Below are 19,009 nucleotides of genomic sequence, written 5' to 3'. Positions count from 1 at the left end.
GCTGGGGGCCGCCGAGCCGCTGGAGCTCGCCGAACCGCCGGAGGCCGATCGCGGCTCGTTCGTCCTGCCGCCCGTGGCGGCCCGCGGGTTCACCGACGCCGACGGCTGCCGCTGGCAGCTCGTGCGCGGCCCGCTGGATCCGCGCCGGGCGAAGCGGCTGGCCGTCGAGGCGGACGTGATGTCGATGGGCGACCGGTACGACGAGGCCGCCGACTGGTGGGTGCCCCGCTTCCTGTCGGCGGCCGAGCGCCCGGGGGCCTGGCTCGAAGCGCGGGCGCGGTACGCCGCCGACGGCCTGCCCTCCTACCTGGCGTACGAGTTCACCGCGGCGGACGGCCGGGTGCTGCTCTTCATCGACACGTTCTGCTGAGACCGCTCACGCGTCCCCGCCTCCGTCCCCGCCGCTCTCCCCGCCGCTGTCCCCGCCTCCGTCCCCGCCGCCGAACAGCCCCTGCTGCCGGGCGATCTCGCGGACGAACACCACCCCGTCCAGCAGTCCCAGCGTCTCCGGGTCGAGCCCGAAGTAGGTGTGGTCCGCCGGGACGCGCGCCTTCGCGCCACCCGACTCCTCGACCGCCGCCGCGAGTTGCTTCGGGTCGAGGACGCTGCGCGGGGACGGGAGGGTGGCGAGGAGCCCTTCGAGGGTGTCGGGGGCGGGGTGGTCGTCGGGGGCGCGGTGGCCGAAGGCGGTGGCGAGGAAGGCGTAGCCGTCGCCGAGGCGGGAGGCGAGCAGGGATCCGGCGCTCCACCACTGGAGCCGGTGCTCGCCGAGCGGGATGCGGGCCGCCTCGCGCTGGAGGTGCCGGTTGTGGGCGAACAGCAGGGTCGGTCCGCGCCGGGCCTCGCGGCGGAGGATCGCCTCGACGTTGTCGGCGATCATCAGACTCCGTTGGCGCATCAGGGAGTTGAGCCGGTCGGGTCCGTCCCCGGCGGTCGCCGCGTGGTAGCGGAGCAGTCCGGTGGCGGTGCGGGCGTCGAGTTCGGCCTGCCAGAGCGCGTCCTCGTCGGTGGCGGCGAACTGCGGCCGGTGGGCGGCCAGCAGGAGGTTCAACTCGTCGGCGAGCAGCCGCAGTCGGGTGGCGCTCTCGGTGCGGCCGATCGAGCGGGTCGGGTCGAGGGCGGCGGCGGGTTCGGTCCAGCGGGCGTCCGGCCCGTGCAGGCGGAGCAACTCCTCGCGGGCGGGGAGAAGTTCGGCCGGGAGCGGTTCGGCCGGGAGCCGTTCGGCCAGGAAGTCGTGCAGCCGGAGCAGCGCGGGGCCGGGCGCGGCGGCTCCGGTGTACTCCAGCGGCCCGTCCGCCCCGTAGAACCTGATCCGTTCACCCGCCCCGGCGGAGGCGTTGAACTCCCGGGCCCAGCGTACGAGTTCGCGGTTCCCGGCGTACGCCCCGAAGCCGTGGCCGAAGCCGTCCCGCAGCACGGTGTCCAACTCGCCGTCCGCGCCGTCCAGGTAGGCGTCGACGGTGCGCGCGGCCAGGCAGTCGCTCTCGATCGCGATCGAGCGGTAGCCGTGCGCGGTGACCAGGTGGCGGAAGAGTTCGTTGCGCAGGTCGAGGAACTCCTCGGCACCGTGGGTGGGCTCGCCGAGGGCGAGCAGCCGGGTGCCGGCGGGAACGAGGGCGGCGAGGGCGGCGGCGGAGAAGGGACGGGCGGCGTCCCCGAGCGAGGCGGCGGTCATGGCTTCCAACGTATCGTTGAAGCCTCGGTGTAAGCTTTCGCGTTCTCTGCCCGGCGATCGACCAGGAAAGCTTCAAACCCATGCCGCTGCGCCCGATCGACCTGGCCCGCCGGCACGGCCTGTCCGCCCAGGCGGTGCGCAACTACGAGGAGGCGGGCATCCTCCCGCCCGCCGCCCGCTCCGCGCACGGCTACCGGCAGTACGGCGAGCGCCACGCGTCCGCGCTGCGGGCGTTCCTCGCGCTGCTCCCGGGGCACGGCCACCCCGCCGCCACCGCGATCATGTGCGCCGTCCACGCGGACGACCTGCCGGAGGCACTGCGCCTGATCGACGAGGGGCACGCCCTGCTCGCGGAGGACCGCCGCACCCTGGAGGCGGTCCGCACCGCCCTCGACCACCTGCCGCCCGCCGGACCACCGGCCGGCGAACCGCCCGCCGCCCGGACGGACGACCGGCCCGCCGCCGGGACGCACATCGGCCCGCTCGCCCACCGCCTGGGCCTGCGCCCGGCCACGCTCCGCACCTGGGAGCGCGCGGGCCTGGTCACCCCGTCCCGGGACGCCCGCACCGGGTACCGCGTGTACGCGCCCGCGCAGGTCCGCGAACTGCTGCTCGCCGAGCAACTCCGGCGCGGCGGGCACGGGTTGGCCCGCACCGCCGAGGTCCTGGACCGGCTGCGCACGGCCGGCTCCCCGGAGGCGCTGCGCCCGACCCTGACCGCCTGGCAGAACCGGCTGACCGCCCGCGGCCGCGCCCTGCTCGCGGGCTCGGCCGCCCTGCACGCCTACCTGGACGCCCACCTGGACGACCCGGCCTGACCGCTCGCACCCACCGCTCGCACCCACCGCCCTGCCGTCCCGGGCGCGCACCCCGATGCCCTGACTGACCCTCAGGCAAACTCGTAGGAATCCTACAAAACCACCGGGCACGAATCGGTCGCGCCCGGCAGCCTTCCACCCCCATTCCCCTTGGCAGAGTGAGACCCATCGGATCATCCGGCCGACCGCCGGAGAGCCCGATCATTGTGCTGCCTTCACAACGGGAGTCTCACCATGCGCACCGCCCACGACACCGTGGTCATCACCGGCCTCGGGGCCACCACCCCGCTCGGCGGCACCGCGCCCGCCACCTGGCGGGCCATGTGCGAAGGACACAACGGCATCCGCGCCCTCGACCGCCCGTGGGCCGCCGAGCTGCCGATCCGGATCGCCGGACAGCTCGCCGTCGAACCCTCCACCGTCCTCGACCGGATCGAGGCCCGCCGCCTCGACCGCAGCGAGCAGCTCGCCCTGATCGCCGCCCGCGAAGCCTGGGTCGACGCCGGACGCCCCGCCGTCGAGGGCGAACGGCTCGCCGTGGTCATCGGCACCGGCACCGGCGGCGCGGTGACCATGCTCGACCAGGACGACGTCCTGGAGCGCTCCGGCGTCCGCAAGGTCTCCCCGCACACCGTCCCGATGCTGATGGCCAACGGCCCCGCCGCCTGGGTCTCCATCGACCTCGGTGCAAAGGCCGGCGCCCACACCCCCGTCAGCGCGTGCGCCTCGGGCGCCGAGGCCGTCGCCCTGGCCGTGGACCTGATCCGCCTCGGCCGGGCCGACGTCGTCGTCGCCGGCGGCACCGAAGCCTGCCTGCACCCCCTCCCGCTGGCCGGCTTCGCCCAGGCCCGCGCCCACTCCCTGCGCAACGACGACCCGGCCGGCGCCTCCCGCCCCTTCGACACCGGACGCGACGGCTTCGTCATCGCCGAGGGCGCCGCGGTGCTCGTCCTCGAACGCGCCACCCTGCGCCCGCACGCCCGCCGCTACGCCACCCTGGCCGGCGCCGCCGTCACCTCCGACGCCCACCACATCACCGCCGGCCACGCGGACGGCCAGGTCCGCGCCGTCCGGGGCGCCCTCGCCGACGCCGGCCTGCCCCCCGAGGCGATCGGCCTGGTGCACGCCCACGCCACCTCCACCCCCCTGGGCGACCTCACCGAGGCCGAGACCCTCACCCGCGTCTTCGGCCCGCACCGCCCCGCCGTCACCGCCACCAAGTCCATGACCGGCCACCTCTTCGGCGCCGCCGGAGCCCTCTCCGCCCTCGCCACCGCCTACTCCCTCCACCACCAGCACGCCCCCGCCGTCCGCAACCTCACCGCCCCCGACCCCGCCACCCCCCTCGACCTCGTCACCGCCTCCGGCCCGCTGCCCACCGCCGCCGCCCTCACCAACTCCTTCGGCTTCGGCGGCCACAACGCGGCCCTGGTCCTCACCACCGCCTGAGCCCCGCACCCGCCCCCGCACTCGGACCCGCACGGACGGGGCTCACTCCCCGTCCCCCTCCCCGTTCTCCTCCGCGACGCCCCGCAGGAGGCGCAGCAGCGCCTGCCGCACCTCCTGCGGGCCCAGCACCCGCAGCGGGACGGCCAGCCCCAGCAGGTAGCGGGCCAGCCCCTCCGCGTCGGGCCCGCCGATCTCGACCACGCAGGCCCCGGGCCCGTCCGGGCGGTGCGTGCCGACGCTGGCCGGGACCAGCCGCAGCGCCTCCTCCAGCGGAACCGGGAAGCGCACCGACGCGTACACCGGGTACCGGCCGGTCCCGGTGTTGCGGGCGACCAGCAGCGCCGGGTCGGGCGGCTCGGCCTGCTCCGCCACCGGCTGTCCCGTCCCCCGCACCTGCACCACCCGGTCCGCCCGGAAGGTGCGCCACTCGCCCCGCGCCACGTCCAGCGCGACGAAGTACCAGCGCCGCCCGTTGTGCACCAGGCGGTACGGGTCGACCTCCCGGACGCTGTCCCGGCCCTGGCCGTCGCGGTACGACAGCCGGACGCGCTCCCCGCCCCGGCACGCCCCGGCCAGCTCCAGCAGCGTCCCGGGGGCGATCTGCGGGTCCCCGGGCCGGTGCGCGTGCACGAAGGTGGCGTCCATCCCGGCGAGCCGCTCCGCGACCCGCCCCGGCAACGACTGCCGCAGCTTCAGCAGTGCCGACAACGCGGCCTGGTCGCTGCCCAGCACCCCGCTGAACGCGGCCCCGCGCAGCGCCACCGCCACCGCCAGCGCCTCCTCGTCGTCCAGCAGCAGCGGCAGCGCGCGGGCGCCGCCGCCGAGCCGGTACCCGCCCCAGGGCCCCGGGTCGGACTCCACCCCGTACCCGAGCTCCCGCAGCCGTGCGACGTCCCTGCGCACCGTGCGGTCGGTGACCTCCATCCGCTCGGCGAGTTCCCCGCACGTCCAGGACGGCCGCGAGGCCAGCAACGAGACCAGGCGCAGCAGGCGCGCCGACGTGGTGAGCACGTCCGCAATCCTCCCGCACGACCAGGACCGAACCTGTCCTGGTCGGCCACTAGCCTCGTCCCCATGGACACCAACGACGCCTCCACGCCCGAGATCCGCTACGTCGCCGTCACCTTCGACTGCCCCGACCCGGCCGAACTCGCCCGCTTCTACGGCGAGGCCCTCGGCCTGCCGACGCTCTACTCCGGCGAGGACTTCGTCCTGCTCGGCCGCGAGGGCGCCCCCGGCCTCGGCTTCTCCCGCATCGCCGACTACCGGCGCCCCACCTGGCCCGACCCCGCCCAGGAGAAGCGCGCCCACCTCGAATTCGGCGTCGACGACCTGGAGGCCGCCACCGCCCGCATGCTCAAGCTGGGCGCCACCGAGCCCGACACCCAGCCCTCCCCCGACCGCTGGCGCGTCCTGCTCGACCCCTCCGGCCACCCGTTCTGCCTCACCACCCTGGCCTGAGCACCCCCGCCGTACGGGGCCCCGCCGCACGGCGGGGCCCGTTTCCGCTCACGACCCGCCCCCGCCGTGCCCTCCCCTCCCGCCCTCGTCCAGTCGCACCGCCAGCTCCGTCAACTCCCGCACCCGCAGCACCCGTTCGCCCGGCGGCAGCGGCACGTGCAGCGGCTCCAGCCAGGCGTCCGGGATCGCGCCCGCCCCGTACACCGCCCCCGCGAGGCCGCCGGTGACGGCGGCCGTGGTGTCGGTGTCGCCGCCGAGGTCGATGACCGCCCGCAGGGCGTCGGGGAAGCCGCCGGTGGTGCGCAGCGCCCAGAGCGCGGAGCCGAGGCAGGCCCACACGGCGCCGTTGCCCTCGGTCGCCTGCTCCGGCCGCCAGTGCGCGTCCAGCACCCGGGCCCAGCGTTCCCGGTGCTCCTCCCGGACGTGCGCGAGCGTCTCCGGCACCGCCGCCGACGGGTCGCCGCCGTCGAGGGCGACCCGCAACAGCTCGTGGAGGATCGCCGTGCCCTCCCAGGCCGCGCCGTCGCCGTGGGTGAGCGCGGTGATCCGGCGCGCCGCGGCCATCGTCGCCGCGCGCCCCTGCGGCGCGAACCACACCGCCCCGGTGACGGCCCGCATCAGCGCGCCGTTCCCGGCGGACCGGCCCTCGACCTGGAAGTGGAGGGCGGCGGCGAGGTCCCAGGGCAGTCCGCCGCCGAGCACGATCTCGGTCTGGATGCCGATGTCCTTGGGGTCGCCGGCCGCCCACCCGCGGAACCGTTCGAACATCTCGGGCAGGTCGAGCCCGCCGGCGGCGAGCAGCGATTCGCCGAGGTGGACGGCCATCTGGGTGTCGTCGGTGGCCTCGCCCGGCTCCCAGCCGCCACCCCCGCACATCGCGGCGGGGCCGGGGAAGCGCGCCCCGAACGCCCCGGCCGGTCCGAACTCGAAGGGCGCGCCGAGGGCGTCCCCGACCGCCGATCCCAGGACCGCCCCGACCACCCGCTCCCGTCGCTCCGTTTCCCGCCGCCCCATGCCACCCTCCGCCGTCGCACCGACACCGTCTGTCACCGCACCGCCCTCCGCTAGCCTGGGGGCACGATGAACTGTTTCACCACCGCCTGGGGCGAGTTCGAGCTGGCCCGGTTCCCGGAGGATCCGCGCGAGCAGCTGCGCGCCTGGGACGCCGCCGACGAGTACCTGCTACGGCACCTGCACGAGGCGGCGGTGCCGCTGGACGGGGCCGTGACCGTCCTCGGCGACCGCTGGGGCGCGCTCTCCACCGCGCTCGCGGCGAAGGCGTCCGCGCTCACCGCGGTCACCGACTCGTACCTGGCCTCCCGGGCGATCGCCGCGAACCTGGCCCGCAACGGCCTCGACCCGGCCGCCGTCGCGGTCCGCAGCACCCAGGACGCCCCGCCCGCGCGGATCGACGTGCTGCTGGTGCGCGTCCCGAAGAGCCTGGCGCTGCTGGAGGACCAGCTGCACCGGCTGGCCCCGGCCGTGCACGGGGGCACGGTGGTCGCGGGCACCGGCATGGTCACCGAGATCCACACCTCCACGCTGAACCTCTTCGAGCGGATCCTCGGCCCGACCCGCACCTCGCTGGCCGTCCGCAAGGCCCGCCTGATCCACACCGCCCCGAGCGCCGGTCCGAACACCGACCCGGACGCCGGCCTCGTCCGCCCGGCCAACCCGTGGCCGCTGCGCTACCGGCTCCCGGACGGCATCGGCGTCCTGTCGGGCCGTCAGGTCACCAACCAGGCGGGCGTGTTCTGCGCGGACCGCCTCGACATCGGCACCCGCTTCTTCCTCCAGCACCTGCCCGAGCCGACCGGCGCCCCGCGCCGGATCGTCGACCTGGGCTGCGGCAACGGCATCGTCGGCACGGCCGCCGCGCTCGCCGACCCGGACGCCGAACTCCGCTTCGTGGACGAGTCGTTCCAGGCGGTGGCCTCCGCCGAGGAGACCTTCCGCACCAACCTGGGCCCCGACCGCCCCGCCGAGTTCCTGGTCGGCGACGCCCTCGCCGACGTCCCGACCGCCTCCGCCGACCTGGTCCTGCTCAACCCGCCGTTCCACTCCCACCAGGCCACCACCGACGCCGTCGCCCGGCGGATGTTCACCGGCGCCCGCCGCGTCCTGCGCCCGGGCGGCGAGCTGCGGGTGGTCGGCAACCGGCACCTCGGCTACCACGTCACGCTGCGCCGCCTGTTCGGCAACTGCCGTACGGTGGCGGGCAGTCCGAAGTTCACGGTCCTCAGCGCCGTCCGCCGCTGAACCCCGTACCGTCCACCGGTAAACCCGGTGCCCTCACCCGTCCCCGCCCGGTAGCCTCCCGCCACCATCGACGGAAGAGGAACGAGCGGATGACGGCGGTACGGACGATCGCGGCCCCGGGCGGCGTGCAGTCGCTGCTCTGGTGCGGGGACGACCTGGTCGACCTGGTGGGCGGCGGCCGCCGCTGGGCCCCGGACGGAGCCGGGCAGCCGAGCCTGACCACCTGGGGCGGCTTCCCGTTCGACCGGGCGGCGCTCTCCCCGTCCGGCCGGTACGCGGCGATCTGGACCGAACGCGGTACCAAGGGGCTGCTGGTGGAGATCGGGGAGCTGCGGCTGCTGCGCGAGATCAACCGCAGCTACTACTGCGCGGATGCCTACGACTACCCGCTGGGGCTGGGCCGGCTGCCGGACGGCCGGGAGGTCCTGGTCCACTGCCCCGAGGAGTACAACGAACTCCAGGTCGAGGACCTGGTGACGGGCGAGCGCCTCACCACCGGCCCCCGCGAGCCCGACGACGTCTTCCACAGCCGCCCCGAGATCAGCCCGGACGGCCGGCACCTGCTGACCTCGGGCTGGGTCTGGGCGCCGTTCGGCGTGGCGGGCGTGCACGACCTCACCGCCGCACTCGCCGACCCGACCGTGCTGGACACCGCCTCCCTGTTCGCCCCGCGCGTCGGCCTGGACGAGGAGGCCACCGCGGCCTGCTGGCTGGACGCGGAGCGGATCGCGGTGGCCGACAGCGCCCAGGAGCACCCTCCCGGGTCGCCGCAGCTCGGCGTGTGGTCCGTCCCGGAGCGCCGCTGGCTGCACCGCAGCCCGCTGGAGCGCCCCACCGGCACCCTGCTGGCCCGCGGCAACCAGGTGCTCGCGCTGGACGGCCACCCGCGACTGCTGGACGCCGCGACCGGCGCCCTGGTCGCCGAGTGGCCCGAGTACGAACTCCCGGAGAAGGGCGGGTGCTACGGCGTCAACCACATCCCCTCCCCCGTCGCCGCGCTCAGCCCGGACGGCACCCGCCTGGCCGTCGGCCTCCCGGACGCCGTCGCCGTGATCGAACTGCCCCCGGCGGTCTGAACCAGCACCCCTCCCTGGTGTACGCACTGTCCCCGCCGTGCTCTAGGGTGAGCGCCGTTTCGCCGTGGAAGACCGCCGTGGAGACCCCCGCGGCCGAGCACCACCGCCCAGGGGAGGACCCGTTTCATGGCCGCCACGCATCCCGCCCCGGGAGCCCCGACTCCCGAGCCGCCGTCGCCGACCTGCTTCCGGCACGCCGACCGGGAGTCGTACGTCCGCTGCACGCGCTGCGACCGCAACGTCTGCCCGGACTGCCGGCGCGAGGCGGCGGTCGGCTACCAGTGCGTGGAGTGCGTCAAGTCCGGCCACCAGAGCGTCCGCCGGGCCCGAACGGCGTTCGGCGGCCGGATCACCAGCCGCCCGTACGCGACGATCGTGCTGATCGCGCTGAACGTGGCCGCGTACCTGGTGGAGCTGGTCCGGCCGGAGACGGAGAACCGCTTCGCGGTGCTGGGCTCGCGCGTCCTGCCGCCGCCCGCGGACTACGACCCGTACACGTACGTGCCGCACCTGTCGGGCATCGCGCACGGTGAGTGGGAGCGGCTGATCACCGGTGCTTTCCTGCACCTGGGACCGACCCAGTGGCCGATGGGCATCCTGCACGTCGTGTTCAACCTGTACTGGCTGTGGAGCCTGGGCCGGGTGGTCGAGGACCGGCTCGGCGTGCTGCGCTTCCTCGCGCTGTACCTGCTGTCCGCGCTGGGCTCCTCCGCCCTGATCTACTGGATGGCCCCGCACGACCTCGCGGTGGGCGCCTCCGGCGCGATCTTCGGTCTGGCCGGCGGGTACTGGGTGCTCAGCCGCCGCCAGGGCTACGACCCGCTCGGCGGCAACCAGATGATGACCACCCTGGTGCTGTGGATGGTGCTCTCGGCGGGCTTCGCCTCCTGGCAGGGCCACCTGGGCGGCCTGCTCACCGGCCTGGCCGCCGGCGCCGCCCTCGGTTACGCGCCGAAGCAGCAGCGCGGCCTCGTCCAGTCCATCAACCTGGTGGCGGTGCTCGCCGTGGTGGCCGTGGTGATAGTGATCGCCACCGACCAGGTCACGCCCTTCTCCTGACGCTCCGTCAGGACACCTCCCGGTACGCCGCGCCGAGCAGCGCCGCCGCCTCGCGCAGCCGCTGCTCGGCCGTCGCCGCGTACCCGAGCGCGACGGCCGCCGGTCCGGGCGCCAGCCGCCCCGGCGCGACCGGCGCGACCCGCACCCCGCGCCGCAGCGCCGCCGCCACCAGCTCCGACTCGCCCGCACCGGACGGCAGTTCGGCGTACAGGTGCAGCCCGGCGGCGACGCCGCGCAGCCCGGCCTGCGGCAGGTGCTCGCCCAGGGCGGCGACCAGCGCGTCGCGGCGGGCCCGGTAGCGGGGGCGGACGGCGCGCAGGTGGCGGTCGTAGCCGCCGCCCTCCAGCAGTGCGGCGAAGGCGAGTTGGTCGATCGCGCCGGTGCCGAGGTCGGCGTACCGCTTGGCCTCCCGGAAGTCCTCGGCCAGCCAGGCGGGCAGCACCGCCCAGCCTAGCCGCAGTCCGGGCGCCAGCGTCTTGCTGAGCGAGCCCAGGTAGACCGTCCGCTCGGGCGCCAACCCCTGGACGGCGCCCAGCGGTTCGCGGTCGTAGCGGAACTCGGCGTCGTAGTCGTCCTCCACCACCAGCCCGCCGGCCCGTGCCCAGGCGGCGAGTTCACCGCGGCGGCGGGCCGACAGCGCGACCCCGGTCGGGTACTGGTGGGCGGGCGTGACCAGCACCGCGTCCGCCCCGCTCGCCGCCAACTCCCTTACCACCAGGCCCTCCTGGTCGACGGGCACGCCCACCGGAGCGACGCCGTGGGCGCGCAGCAGCTCCAGCGTCCCGGGCGAGCCCGGGTCCTCCAGCGCGATCCGGGCGCACCCCCGCCGGGCCAGCACCCCGGCCAGCAGCGCCAGCCCCTGCCCGACCCCGCTGACCACCGCCACCCGCTCCGGCCGCGCGGCCACCGCCCGCACCCGGCCCAGGTACGCCGCCAACTCCCGCCGCAGCTGCGGCAGTCCGGCCGGATCGCCGTACCCCAGGTCCCGGTTCGCGGCCCCCTGCAGCGCCCGCCGCACCGCCCCCGACCAGGCCGCCCGCGGAAACACCCCCAGGTCGGGCGAGCCCGGCTTCAGGTCGTACCGCGGCTCGGCCGCCACCGCCCGGACGTCCGCCTGCGGCAGCTCGGCCGCCACCCCGTCCGCGACCCTGGTCCCCGAACCCTGCCGCCCCACCAGGTAGCCCTCGGCGGCGAGTTGCTCGTACGCCTCGACCACCACCCCGCGCGAGACGCCCAGTTGGGCGGCCAGCGCCCGGCTCGCGGGCAGCCGCGCCCCGGCGACCAGCCGCCCGTCCCGCACCGCCGCCCGCAACTCCCGGGTCAGCCGCCCGGCCAGCTCCCCGCCGCCCTCCCCCAGCGTGATCAGCAACTCCCGCATCCGAGGCTTCACTTCCTTCCGCACAAGGGGCCCGGGGAACTGTCGGCAGACGAGCATGCACCACCAGGGGCCCGGGGAACGGCGGGTCCGTGCTGCTGGTGGCCGGAGCCCATCGAAGGTTCGTGCTGCTGCGTGCCGTAAACAGAACCAAAAGCCGATGCACGCAACGGCAGTGAACCCGCAGCAGCCACGGCCTCGCCGTTCCCCGAGCCCCTGTCGGTGCTCTCCCGAGCCGCTGGTGGGGCTCTCGCCGTTCCCCGAGCACTCCCCAAGCTACTCGATTGGTCCGCTCCAGCACCCCCCAAGTGGCCCTGGAAACCGAACCACCCCCCTCCTAGCGTGGCTCCCATGGCACCCACCACCCCCGCCGGCTCCGGCCGCGCCGCCGCCGCGATGTCCCTGCTCGGCGCCTCCACCGGCGTCACCGCCGCCTTCTCCTCCTTCCCGGTGGCCGGCGGCCAGACCCTGCGCTACGCCCTGGCCTCGGTGATCCTGCTGCCGCTGGCCCGCCGCCGGCCGCGGCTCGCGCACCGCCTGACCGGCCGTGAACTGCTCCTGCTGCTGGCCCTGTCCGCCACCGGCCTGTTCGGGTTCAACCTGCTGCTGGTCGCCGCGCTGCGGCACACCGACCCGGCGGTGGTCGGCAGCGTGGTCGGCTGCACCCCGCTGCTGCTGGGCGTGGCCGGCCCGCTGCTGGCCCGGCGCCGGCCGGCGGCCCGGCTGCTGGTGGCGGCCGCCCTGGTGGTGTGCGGCGCCGCGCTCACCCAGGGCTTCGGCCACGGCGACGCGCTCGGCCTGCTGCTGGCGACCGGCACCCTGCTGTGCGAGGCGGCCTTCTCGCTGCTGGCCGTCCCGCTGCTGCCGCGGCTCGGCCCGGTCCGGGTCTCGGCGTACACCACGCTGCTGGCGGTGCCGCTGTTCGCCGTGACGGCCGCCCTCTCGCCGTCCGCGCTGCGCGCGCCCACCGGCGGGGAACTGCTCGCCCTGCTCTACCTCGGCCCGGTGCTGACCTGCGGCGCGTTCCTGCTCTGGTACTCGGCGCTGACCGTGCTGCCCGCCGACCGGGCGGGCCTGTTCGGCGGCCTGATCCCGCTCACCGCGACCTTCTCCGGCGCGCTGCTGACCGCCACCGCCCCCACCCCGCCGCAACTCCTGGGTGCCGCCCTGGTCACCGCCGCCCTCCTCTTCGGCGCCACCGCCCCCACCACCCCGGCCCCCGCCCCGGCTCCAGCCCCCACCGCCTAGCCATCCGGCCCACCTCCCGCACGCACCGCCTCCCGCACGCACCACCTCCCCCACGCACCGTCACCCTCACGCACCGTCACCCTCGCGCCGGGCGGCCACTCGTCCGGGCCGCAGCCGTTGCCACCCCGCCGAAACATCCGCTTAGGCTGGGCCGCGATGACAGTCGACCGCCGCAGTGTTCTGCGTTCCGCCTCCCGCCTGGCCGCGTTGACCGCCGCCGGCGGCCTCGTCGCCGCGTGCGGCGGCCCCTCCGACAGCCGCGGTGCGAACGGCCCCTCGGTGGCGGCCCGGCCGCAGCCCGCGCACCTGACCGAGCCGCCGAGCCCGAGCCCGAGCCCGAGCCCGAGCGCCCCGCCGTCCCCGTCCCCCTCCCCGTCCGCGACCCCGTTCGCGCTGCCCCCGCTGGCCCCGGACACCCCGCAGGAGGTGGTGACCGGGCCGCACAGCAGGCCGCAGCTGGCGCTGACCTTCCACGGCCAGGGCGACCCGGCGATCGCCACCGCGCTGCTGGAGGCCGCCGAGCAGCGCGGTGCCCGGCTGACCGTGCTGGCGGTGGGCAGCTGGCTGGACGAGCAGCCGCAGATCGCGCAGCGGATCCTGTCCGGCGGCCACGAGTTGGGCAACCACACCCAGAACCACCTGGACATCTGCTCGATGGGCCCGGAGCAGGCCCGCGAGGAGATAGCCCAGTGCGCGCAGCGCCTGGAGCGCCTGACCGGTTCGATCGGCCGCTGGTTCCGGCCGTCGGCCGCGCAGTACGCCAACGCGATGGTCAAGGAACAGGCGCAGCAGGTCGGTTACGCGCATGTGCTGTCCTTCGACGTCGATCCGCGCGACTACGCGGACCCGGGTGCGGACGCGGTGACCCGCCGGGTGCTGAGGGCGGCGGCGGCCGGTTCGGTGGTCGCCTTGCACATGGGGCACCCGGGCACGGTGACGGCGCTGCCGGCCATCCTGGACGGCCTCGCGGGGCAGGGCCTGCACGCGGTGACGGCTTCCGAACTCTGCGCCTGAGCAAGGTTCCTGCCGTGGCATGCTCGTCCCCATGCGCTACATCATCCTGGGCGCCGGCGCGGTCGGCGGCACCATCGGCGGTCGGCTCCACCAGAGCGGCCGCGACGTCCTGCTGGTCGCCCGCGGCCCGCACCTGGCGGCGCTGCGCGCCGACGGCCTGCGGCTGACCGTCCCGGACGGCACCCACCTGCTGCCGGTCCCGGCGGTCGGCGGCCCGGAGGAGGTCGAACTGACCCCGGAGGACGTGCTGGTGCTGGCGGTGAAGACCCAGCACTCGGCGGCGCTGCTCGAGCGGTGGGCGCCCCGCCCGGTCGCCGGCGGCGGGACGGCGGGCGAGCGGCTGCCGCTGGTGTGCGCGCAGAACGGCGTGGAGAACGAGCGGCTGGCGCTGCGCCGCTTCGCCCGGGTGTACGGGATGTGCGTGTGGCTGCCCTCCACCCACCTGGAACCGGGCGCGGTCTCGGCGGCGGGCTCGCCCCGCTCGGGCGTGCTGCACCTGGGCCGCTACCCGCACGGCACGGACGGGGTGGCCGCCCGGATCGCCGCCGACCTGGCGGACTCGCACTTCGACGGGTACGCCACCCCGGACGTGATGGCCTGGAAGTACGCGAAGCTGCTGAGCAACCTGGGCAACGCGCTGGAGGCGGTGGCCGGTCCGATCGACGGCGAGCTGCGGATGCGGGCGTGGCGCGCGCTGCGGGCGGAGGGCGAGGCGGTGCTGGCGGCCGCCGGGATCACCTACCCGTCCGAGGAGGAGCAGCGGGCCCGGCGCGGCGACCGGGTGACGCTGGTGCCGCTGGCGGGCGCGGTGCGCGGCGGCGGTTCGTCCTGGCAGTCGCTGGTGCGCGGCACCGGCGACATCGAGGCGGACCACCTGAACGGCGAGGTCGTCCTGCTGGGCCGCCTGCACGGGGTGCCGGTGCCGCTCAACGCGGCCTTCCAGCGCCTGGCCGCCGCCTTCGCCCGCGAGGGCCGCCCGGCCGGCTCCCTCCCGGACGCCGACCTGGCCGCCCTGCTCGACACCTGAGCGGGCCTCCCCGAGCGGACGCCCCCGAGCGGGCCGCACACCGCCCCCGAACGAGCGTCACGAACGGGCCGTCACGCCAACGGGTCGTCCGGCCCGTACGGGCGCAGCCGCAGGGTGCGGGCGTCGGTGGAGCGGATGGCGGAGGCGGAGGCCACCAGGGTCTCGAGGTTGTCGCGCCCGGCGTGCAGGAAGCGGCCGTGCAGCCCGTCGAAGCGGCCGCGGGCGGCGTCGACGGTGACGGCGACCATGTAGGGGATGGAGCCCCACGCCTTCATGTCGCGGAACATCTCCATGCCGGCGGTCATCTCGGTGGCGACCGCGCCGGGGCTGATGTCGAGCACGACGACGCCGTGCCTGCCGACCGAGTCGGCGATGTTGTCGGAGAGCTGGAGCAGCGCGCCCTTGGAGGTGGCGTAGGCGGTGTAGTGGCCGTCGGGGCGCAGCGCGAAACCGCTGTTGAGGTTGACGACCCGGCCGCGGCGGCGCTGGACCATGCCGGGCAGGACGTTGCGCAGCAGGTTGTAGGGGCCGCGCAGGTTGGTCTCGACGACCTGCCACCACTGGGCGGGGTCGGTCTCCCAGATCGGCACCTCGGCGCGGTCGACCTGTCCGGCGTTGTTGACCAGCAGGTCGACGGGGCCGAGGTCGCGCTCGATCGAGCGGACGGCCTCCCGGACGGCGCCGGGGCGGGTGACGTCGGCGGTGACGGCGACGCCGCGGGCGCCGTGCCGCACGCACTCCTTGAGGGTGGCGGTCAGCTTGTCGTGGGTGCGGCCGATCAGGCCGACGGCCATGCCTTCGGCGGCCAGCCCGACGGCGATCTCGCGGCCGATGCCGCGTCCCGCCCCCGTGACCAGTCCGACCTGTCCGGTGAGTGATCCCGTCCCCATGTCCTGCTCCCTCCTCCGGCTGGACCTCCGCATTGTGGTCCCCGCCGGGGGGCGCGCGGGGGAGCGCGCGCGGCGCACCGTCGACGCCCACCCGTTCGGCCCAGCGCCCGGCGCGCCGCCGCCGCCGGCACGCACCGATGTGAACGGGCGTTAAGGCAGGTAGTACCGTCTTGCGGGCGGGCCACGGCGCCCGCCACACCCCCGGCCGGGTGATCCCCGGCTCCGTCCCGAAGGGCATTTGAGTGAGTGACATCGCGCGCGTCGGAGTAGTCGGCTGCGGCCTCATGGGGTCGGGCATCGCCGAGGTCTTCGCCCGGGCCGGCCTGGAGGTGCTGGTCTCCGAGGCCGGCGGCGAGGCCCTCGAGCTGGGGCGCACCCGGCTGACCAACTCGCTGGAGACCGCGGTGCGGCGCGGCAAGCTCTCCGAGCAGGACCGGGACGCGGCGCTGGCCCGGCTGGCGTTCACCACCGAGCTCGCCGACTTCCACGACCGGGACCTGGTGGTCGAGGCGGTCGCCGAGCGCGAGGACGTCAAGGTCAAGATCTTCCAGACCCTCGACCAGGTGGTGACCCGCCGGGACGCGATCCTGGCCTCCAACACCTCCTCCATCCCGATCGTGAAGCTGGCCGCCGCGACCGGCCGTCCCGAGCAGGTGATCGGCCTGCACTTCTTCAACCCGGCGCCGGTGCAGAAGCTGGTCGAGGTCATCCCGACCCTGACCACCTCCGCCGAGACCACCACCCGCGCCGAGCAGTTCGCCGTCGAGGTCCTCGGCAAGGAGCCGATCCGCGCCCGCGACCGGGCCGGCTTCGTGGTCAACGCCCTGCTCGTCCCCTACCTGCTCTCCGCCGTCCGGATGTTCGAGTCCGGTGTCGCCACCGCCGCCGACATCGACAAGGGCATGGAGGCCGGCTGCGCCCACCCGATGGGCCCGCTGCGGCTGTGCGACCTGATCGGCCTGGACACCATCGTCTCGATCGCCGAGTCGATGTACGACGAGTACAAGGAACCGCTGTACGCGGCCCCGCCGCTGCTGTCCCGGATGGTCGACGCGGGCCTGCTGGGCCGCAAGTCCGGCCGCGGCTTCTACGACTACACCGCCTCCTGACCCACCCCCGGCGGCTCCCTGCGCCGACCGCTCCGACTTCGTGACGCGAGCGGTCGGCGGCGCGCCCGCGCGGCGGTTCAGGGGCTGGCGTAGCGGGCGATGTCGGCGATCCGGCAGCTGACCGGGCCGTGCGGGTCGGCGGTGCCCTGGGCGTGCTCGAGGGCGTCCTGGCCGGGCGGGAGGGCGCTGGCGGCGGCGACGCCCTCGGTGACCTGGCGGCCCGCGCCGTCCTCGAAGGCGATCTGCACCACGTAGTTGCTGGTGGTGGCGGTGTGGTTGGTGATCCGGACGGTGGCGGAGGGCCAGCTCAGTTCGTCGTCCACCTGGCAGGAGGTCAGTTCGACGTCGCCGAACGCGGCCCGCCCGGTGTCCTCCGCGCCCGCGGTCCGGCTCCCGTCGTCCTGGTCGCAGCCCGCCGCCGCCAGGGCCAGCGCGGCGACCAGGAGGGCGGTGGCGATCGCTCGGGTGCGCATGGTCTCCCCTCGGGCCGGACACGGGTCGTGGCCGACGCTACGAGCCGCCGGGGCCGCCCGTCCGGAATGTGTCCGATCCGTAATAACCGTGCGCAGCAAGTGTGTTGACGGTACGTCAGCGAAGGAGCCGCGCCCCGCCGCCGGGGAGGGGCCCGCGCCCGCGCCGGGAAAACAAGTGGCCGTCGGGCCCGGCGGCGCCCATGCTGGACCGAATGGAGATCCGCGAAGCCACCCCCGGGGACTGGGCCGCCGTCTGGCCGTTCTTCCACCGCATCGTCGCCGCCGGCGAGACCTTCACCTACCCGGTGGACCTGACCGCCGACGAGGCCCGCGGCTGGTGGATGCTGCCCGCCCCCGACCGCACCGTGGTCGCCGTCGACGAGGCCACCGGCAGCGTCCTCGGCACCGCCAAGATGAACCGCAACCAGGCGGGCGGCGGCTCCCACGTCGCCAGCGCCAGCTTCATGGTCGACCCGGAGCACGCCGGGCGCGGCACCGGCCGCGCCCTGTGCGAGGAGGCCCTGCGCTGGGCCCGCGAACGGGGCTTCCGCGCCATGCAGTTCAACGCCGTGGTGGCCGCCAACGCCCCCGCCGTCGGCCTCTACCGCTCGCTGGGCTTCGCCGTCGTCGGCACCGTCCCCGAGGGCTTCCACCACCCCCGCCTCGGCTACGTCGACCTGTACGTCATGCACCGCCCGCTGTAGCCGCCTCCGAGGCCCCCGGCGTCCCCACCGCCCCCGCCGCCCGTGCCGCCGCCCGCCCCTCCCGCCGCACCGCCGGCCGGGAGGCGGCGGTCACCAGCAGCGACACCCCGGCCAGCGCCCCGATCGCCCAGCGCACCTCCACCCACTGCGCCAGCGCGCCCGCCAGCGCCGCGCCCACGCCCTGCCCGGCGATCCGGCCCGCCGACTCCACGCCCTGCACCTGCCCGCGGGCGGCGTCGGGCGTCAGCGCCAGCAGCCGCTCCTGCAACGGCAGCGTCGCCGCGAACCCGACGCCCGCCACGCCCACCGCCAGCGCCGCCGCCCACACCGGCGGCCGGGCCGCCAGCAGCAGGAACGGCGCCGCCAGCAGCAGCCGCAGCCCGAACGCCAGCCGGGCCCGCCGGGCCGCGTCCAGCAGCCGCCCCACCAGCAGGTCGCCCGCCAGCATCCCGGCCGAGCTCGCCGCCAGCAGCGTCCCGGCCGCGTCCGGCGCGTACGGCAGGAACAGCGCCTCGCAGCCCACCACCAGCCCGTTGGGCACCCACAGGTTCAGCAGCAGCGCCCGCCGGCCCGGCCGGCCCAGCAGTTCGGCGTTGCCCCGCCAGGTCTCCCGCAGTCCGGGCCGGCGCGGCGGCCGCACCGACCGCTCGCGGACCGTCGCCGCCACCACCGCCGTCGCCAGCGCCGTCAACACCGCGGCCGCGCCCATCAGTTGGTACGGCGTCAGCAGCGTCAGCAGCGCCCCGCCGAGTGCAAAGCCGAGCACCGCCGCCCCGCCCGCGGTGACGTTCATCAGCGACCGGGCGAGCGCGTAGCCCTCCGGCGGCACGATCTCCGCCAGCAGGCCCATCCGGGTGCCCGTGCCGAGCGCCTGGAAGAACCCGACCGCCAGCAGCAGCCCGAACCGCGCCGCCAGCGGCAGCCCCGGCACCGCCTGCGCCGAGGTCGCCGCCAGCGCCAGCAGGTACAGCGCCACCAGCGTCCGGCGCGGCCGCTCCCCGTCCGCGAGCGACATCAGCGTCAGCGCGCCCAGCACCGCCGCGAACGACGACCCGTACATGCTCACCGCCGTCAGGAACGGCGACCCCGTGCGCGCCTGCACCAGCACGCCCAGCGCGAACCCGGACAGCGTCCCGGCCCCCGCCAGCAGCGTGGAACCTGCGTACAGCCCCGCGAACTCCCGCTGCCGCAGCAGCGCCAGATATCCGTGACCAGTCATGAAAAAAGCCTCCGACGCTGCCGCGGGGGCGCGTTCGAAGGCTGACATCGAGAACCTAGCAGCTCCCGGCCGGGCCGCGCAAAGCCCCCCGGCCCTCCCCCGCCGGCCCCGTTCCGGCATGGTGGCCGCCGTGCGCACCCACCCGGGCAGCAC

19 protein-coding genes are annotated in these 19,009 nt (G+C 75.9%); 12 read left to right on the top strand and 7 right to left on the bottom strand.

Translation table 11 applies throughout. The annotated features are described in order from the left end of the window. Nucleotides 1-370 (top strand): hypothetical protein (locus tag ACFUEL_RS15715; RefSeq protein WP_380236787.1); only part of this gene is annotated, 370 nt, incomplete at its 5' end. A gap of 6 nt (nucleotides 371-376) precedes the next feature. Here the strand turns inward: ACFUEL_RS15715 and ACFUEL_RS15710 are convergent. After that, the gene (locus tag ACFUEL_RS15710) at nucleotides 377-1,675 is read right to left on the bottom strand and encodes an erythromycin esterase family protein (RefSeq protein ID WP_380236786.1); all 1,299 of its coding nucleotides are present in this window, start codon (nucleotides 1,673-1,675) and stop codon (nucleotides 377-379) included. A gap of 80 nt (nucleotides 1,676-1,755) precedes the next feature. On the opposite strand from ACFUEL_RS15710, the gene ACFUEL_RS15705 reads away from it, so the two are divergent. Both ACFUEL_RS15705 and ACFUEL_RS15700 read left to right on the top strand, forming a co-directional pair. Next, nucleotides 1,756-2,493 carry a MerR family transcriptional regulator gene (locus ACFUEL_RS15705; protein WP_380236785.1) on the top strand — a complete coding sequence of 246 codons (738 nt, stop codon included), beginning with the start codon at nucleotides 1,756-1,758 and terminating at the stop codon, nucleotides 2,491-2,493. Nucleotides 2,494-2,727: 234 nt separating this feature from the next. Then, complete coding sequence (locus tag ACFUEL_RS15700) at nucleotides 2,728-3,942, top strand: beta-ketoacyl-[acyl-carrier-protein] synthase family protein (RefSeq protein ID WP_380236784.1); 1,215 nt, start codon at nucleotides 2,728-2,730, stop codon at nucleotides 3,940-3,942. Nucleotides 3,943-3,984: 42 nt separating this feature from the next. Here the strand turns inward: ACFUEL_RS15700 and ACFUEL_RS15695 are convergent, their stop codons facing one another. After that, nucleotides 3,985-4,953 carry a helix-turn-helix transcriptional regulator gene (locus ACFUEL_RS15695; protein ID WP_380236783.1) on the bottom strand — a complete coding sequence of 323 codons (969 nt, stop codon included), beginning with the start codon at nucleotides 4,951-4,953 and terminating at the stop codon, nucleotides 3,985-3,987. A gap of 63 nt (nucleotides 4,954-5,016) precedes the next feature. Between ACFUEL_RS15695 and ACFUEL_RS15690 the strand changes: the two genes are divergently transcribed. Beyond that, nucleotides 5,017-5,403, top strand: a complete 387-nt coding sequence (locus ACFUEL_RS15690) for a VOC family protein (protein WP_380236782.1) — start codon at nucleotides 5,017-5,019, stop codon at nucleotides 5,401-5,403. Between the two features lie 48 nt (nucleotides 5,404-5,451). On the opposite strand, the gene ACFUEL_RS15685 is transcribed toward ACFUEL_RS15690, so the two are convergent. Beyond that, complete coding sequence (locus ACFUEL_RS15685; RefSeq protein ID WP_380236781.1) at nucleotides 5,452-6,417, bottom strand: ADP-ribosylglycohydrolase family protein; 966 nt, start codon at nucleotides 6,415-6,417, stop codon at nucleotides 5,452-5,454. A gap of 66 nt (nucleotides 6,418-6,483) precedes the next feature. Between ACFUEL_RS15685 and ACFUEL_RS15680 the strand changes: the two genes are divergently transcribed. The 3 genes from ACFUEL_RS15680 (at nucleotide 6,484) to ACFUEL_RS15670 (ending at nucleotide 9,797) form a co-directional block, all read left to right on the top strand. Beyond that, on the top strand, nucleotides 6,484-7,662 hold the full coding sequence (locus ACFUEL_RS15680) for a methyltransferase (protein ID WP_380236780.1): 1,179 nt from the start codon (nucleotides 6,484-6,486) through the stop codon (nucleotides 7,660-7,662). A gap of 89 nt (nucleotides 7,663-7,751) precedes the next feature. Then, on the top strand, nucleotides 7,752-8,738 hold the full coding sequence (locus ACFUEL_RS15675) for a hypothetical protein (protein ID WP_380236779.1): 987 nt from the start codon (nucleotides 7,752-7,754) through the stop codon (nucleotides 8,736-8,738). Nucleotides 8,739-8,864: 126 nt separating this feature from the next. Next, nucleotides 8,865-9,797 (top strand): rhomboid family intramembrane serine protease, encoded by a 933-nt coding sequence (locus ACFUEL_RS15670; protein ID WP_380236778.1) that lies wholly within the window; start codon nucleotides 8,865-8,867, stop codon nucleotides 9,795-9,797. 7 nt (nucleotides 9,798-9,804) lie between these two features. Here ACFUEL_RS15670 and ACFUEL_RS15665 read toward each other — a convergent pair whose 3' ends face one another. Beyond that, entirely contained in the window at nucleotides 9,805-11,175 is a 1,371-nt protein-coding gene (locus ACFUEL_RS15665) for a PLP-dependent aminotransferase family protein (RefSeq protein ID WP_380236777.1), read from the bottom strand. A 348-nt stretch (nucleotides 11,176-11,523) separates the two neighbouring features. Between ACFUEL_RS15665 and ACFUEL_RS15660 the strand changes: the two genes are divergently transcribed. From ACFUEL_RS15660 to ACFUEL_RS15650, 3 genes are all read left to right on the top strand, one after another. Next, nucleotides 11,524-12,420: a DMT family transporter gene (locus ACFUEL_RS15660; protein WP_380236776.1), complete on the top strand. Its 897-nt coding sequence runs from the start codon at nucleotides 11,524-11,526 to the stop codon at nucleotides 12,418-12,420. Between the two features lie 156 nt (nucleotides 12,421-12,576). Then, nucleotides 12,577-13,434: a polysaccharide deacetylase family protein gene (locus ACFUEL_RS15655; RefSeq protein WP_380236775.1), complete on the top strand. Its 858-nt coding sequence runs from the start codon at nucleotides 12,577-12,579 to the stop codon at nucleotides 13,432-13,434. Between the two features lie 31 nt (nucleotides 13,435-13,465). Further along, entirely contained in the window at nucleotides 13,466-14,461 is a 996-nt protein-coding gene (locus ACFUEL_RS15650) for a ketopantoate reductase family protein (protein ID WP_380236788.1), read from the top strand. A 71-nt stretch (nucleotides 14,462-14,532) separates the two neighbouring features. Here ACFUEL_RS15650 and ACFUEL_RS15645 read toward each other — a convergent pair whose 3' ends face one another. Next, nucleotides 14,533-15,351, bottom strand: a complete 819-nt coding sequence (locus ACFUEL_RS15645) for an SDR family NAD(P)-dependent oxidoreductase (protein ID WP_380236774.1) — start codon at nucleotides 15,349-15,351, stop codon at nucleotides 14,533-14,535. Between the two features lie 242 nt (nucleotides 15,352-15,593). Here ACFUEL_RS15645 and ACFUEL_RS15640 point away from each other — a divergent pair, with 242 nt between their 5' ends. Continuing rightward, a complete protein-coding gene (locus ACFUEL_RS15640; protein WP_380236773.1) occupies nucleotides 15,594-16,460 on the top strand; it encodes a 3-hydroxybutyryl-CoA dehydrogenase in 867 nt (288 codons plus the stop codon). Nucleotides 16,461-16,537: 77 nt separating this feature from the next. Here ACFUEL_RS15640 and ACFUEL_RS15635 read toward each other — a convergent pair whose 3' ends face one another. After that, nucleotides 16,538-16,933 (bottom strand): hypothetical protein, encoded by a 396-nt coding sequence (locus tag ACFUEL_RS15635; protein WP_380236772.1) that lies wholly within the window; start codon nucleotides 16,931-16,933, stop codon nucleotides 16,538-16,540. A gap of 212 nt (nucleotides 16,934-17,145) precedes the next feature. Here ACFUEL_RS15635 and ACFUEL_RS15630 point away from each other — a divergent pair, with 212 nt between their 5' ends. Further along, a complete protein-coding gene (locus ACFUEL_RS15630; RefSeq protein ID WP_380236771.1) occupies nucleotides 17,146-17,637 on the top strand; it encodes a GNAT family N-acetyltransferase in 492 nt (163 codons plus the stop codon). On the opposite strand, the gene ACFUEL_RS15625 is transcribed toward ACFUEL_RS15630, so the two are convergent. Further along, nucleotides 17,618-18,856 carry an MFS transporter gene (locus ACFUEL_RS15625; RefSeq protein WP_380236770.1) on the bottom strand — a complete coding sequence of 413 codons (1,239 nt, stop codon included), beginning with the start codon at nucleotides 18,854-18,856 and terminating at the stop codon, nucleotides 17,618-17,620. The two genes, ACFUEL_RS15630 and ACFUEL_RS15625, sit on opposite strands and share 20 nt — an antisense overlap. Nucleotides 18,857-19,009 lie beyond the last annotated feature (153 nt).

The organism is Kitasatospora sp. NPDC057198, from assembly GCF_042670125.1.
Taxonomy (GTDB): Bacteria; Actinomycetota; Actinomycetes; order Streptomycetales; family Streptomycetaceae; genus Kitasatospora.
Note: the sequence above shows the minus strand (reverse complement) of the source record. Positions and strands in the feature narration are given on the sequence as shown.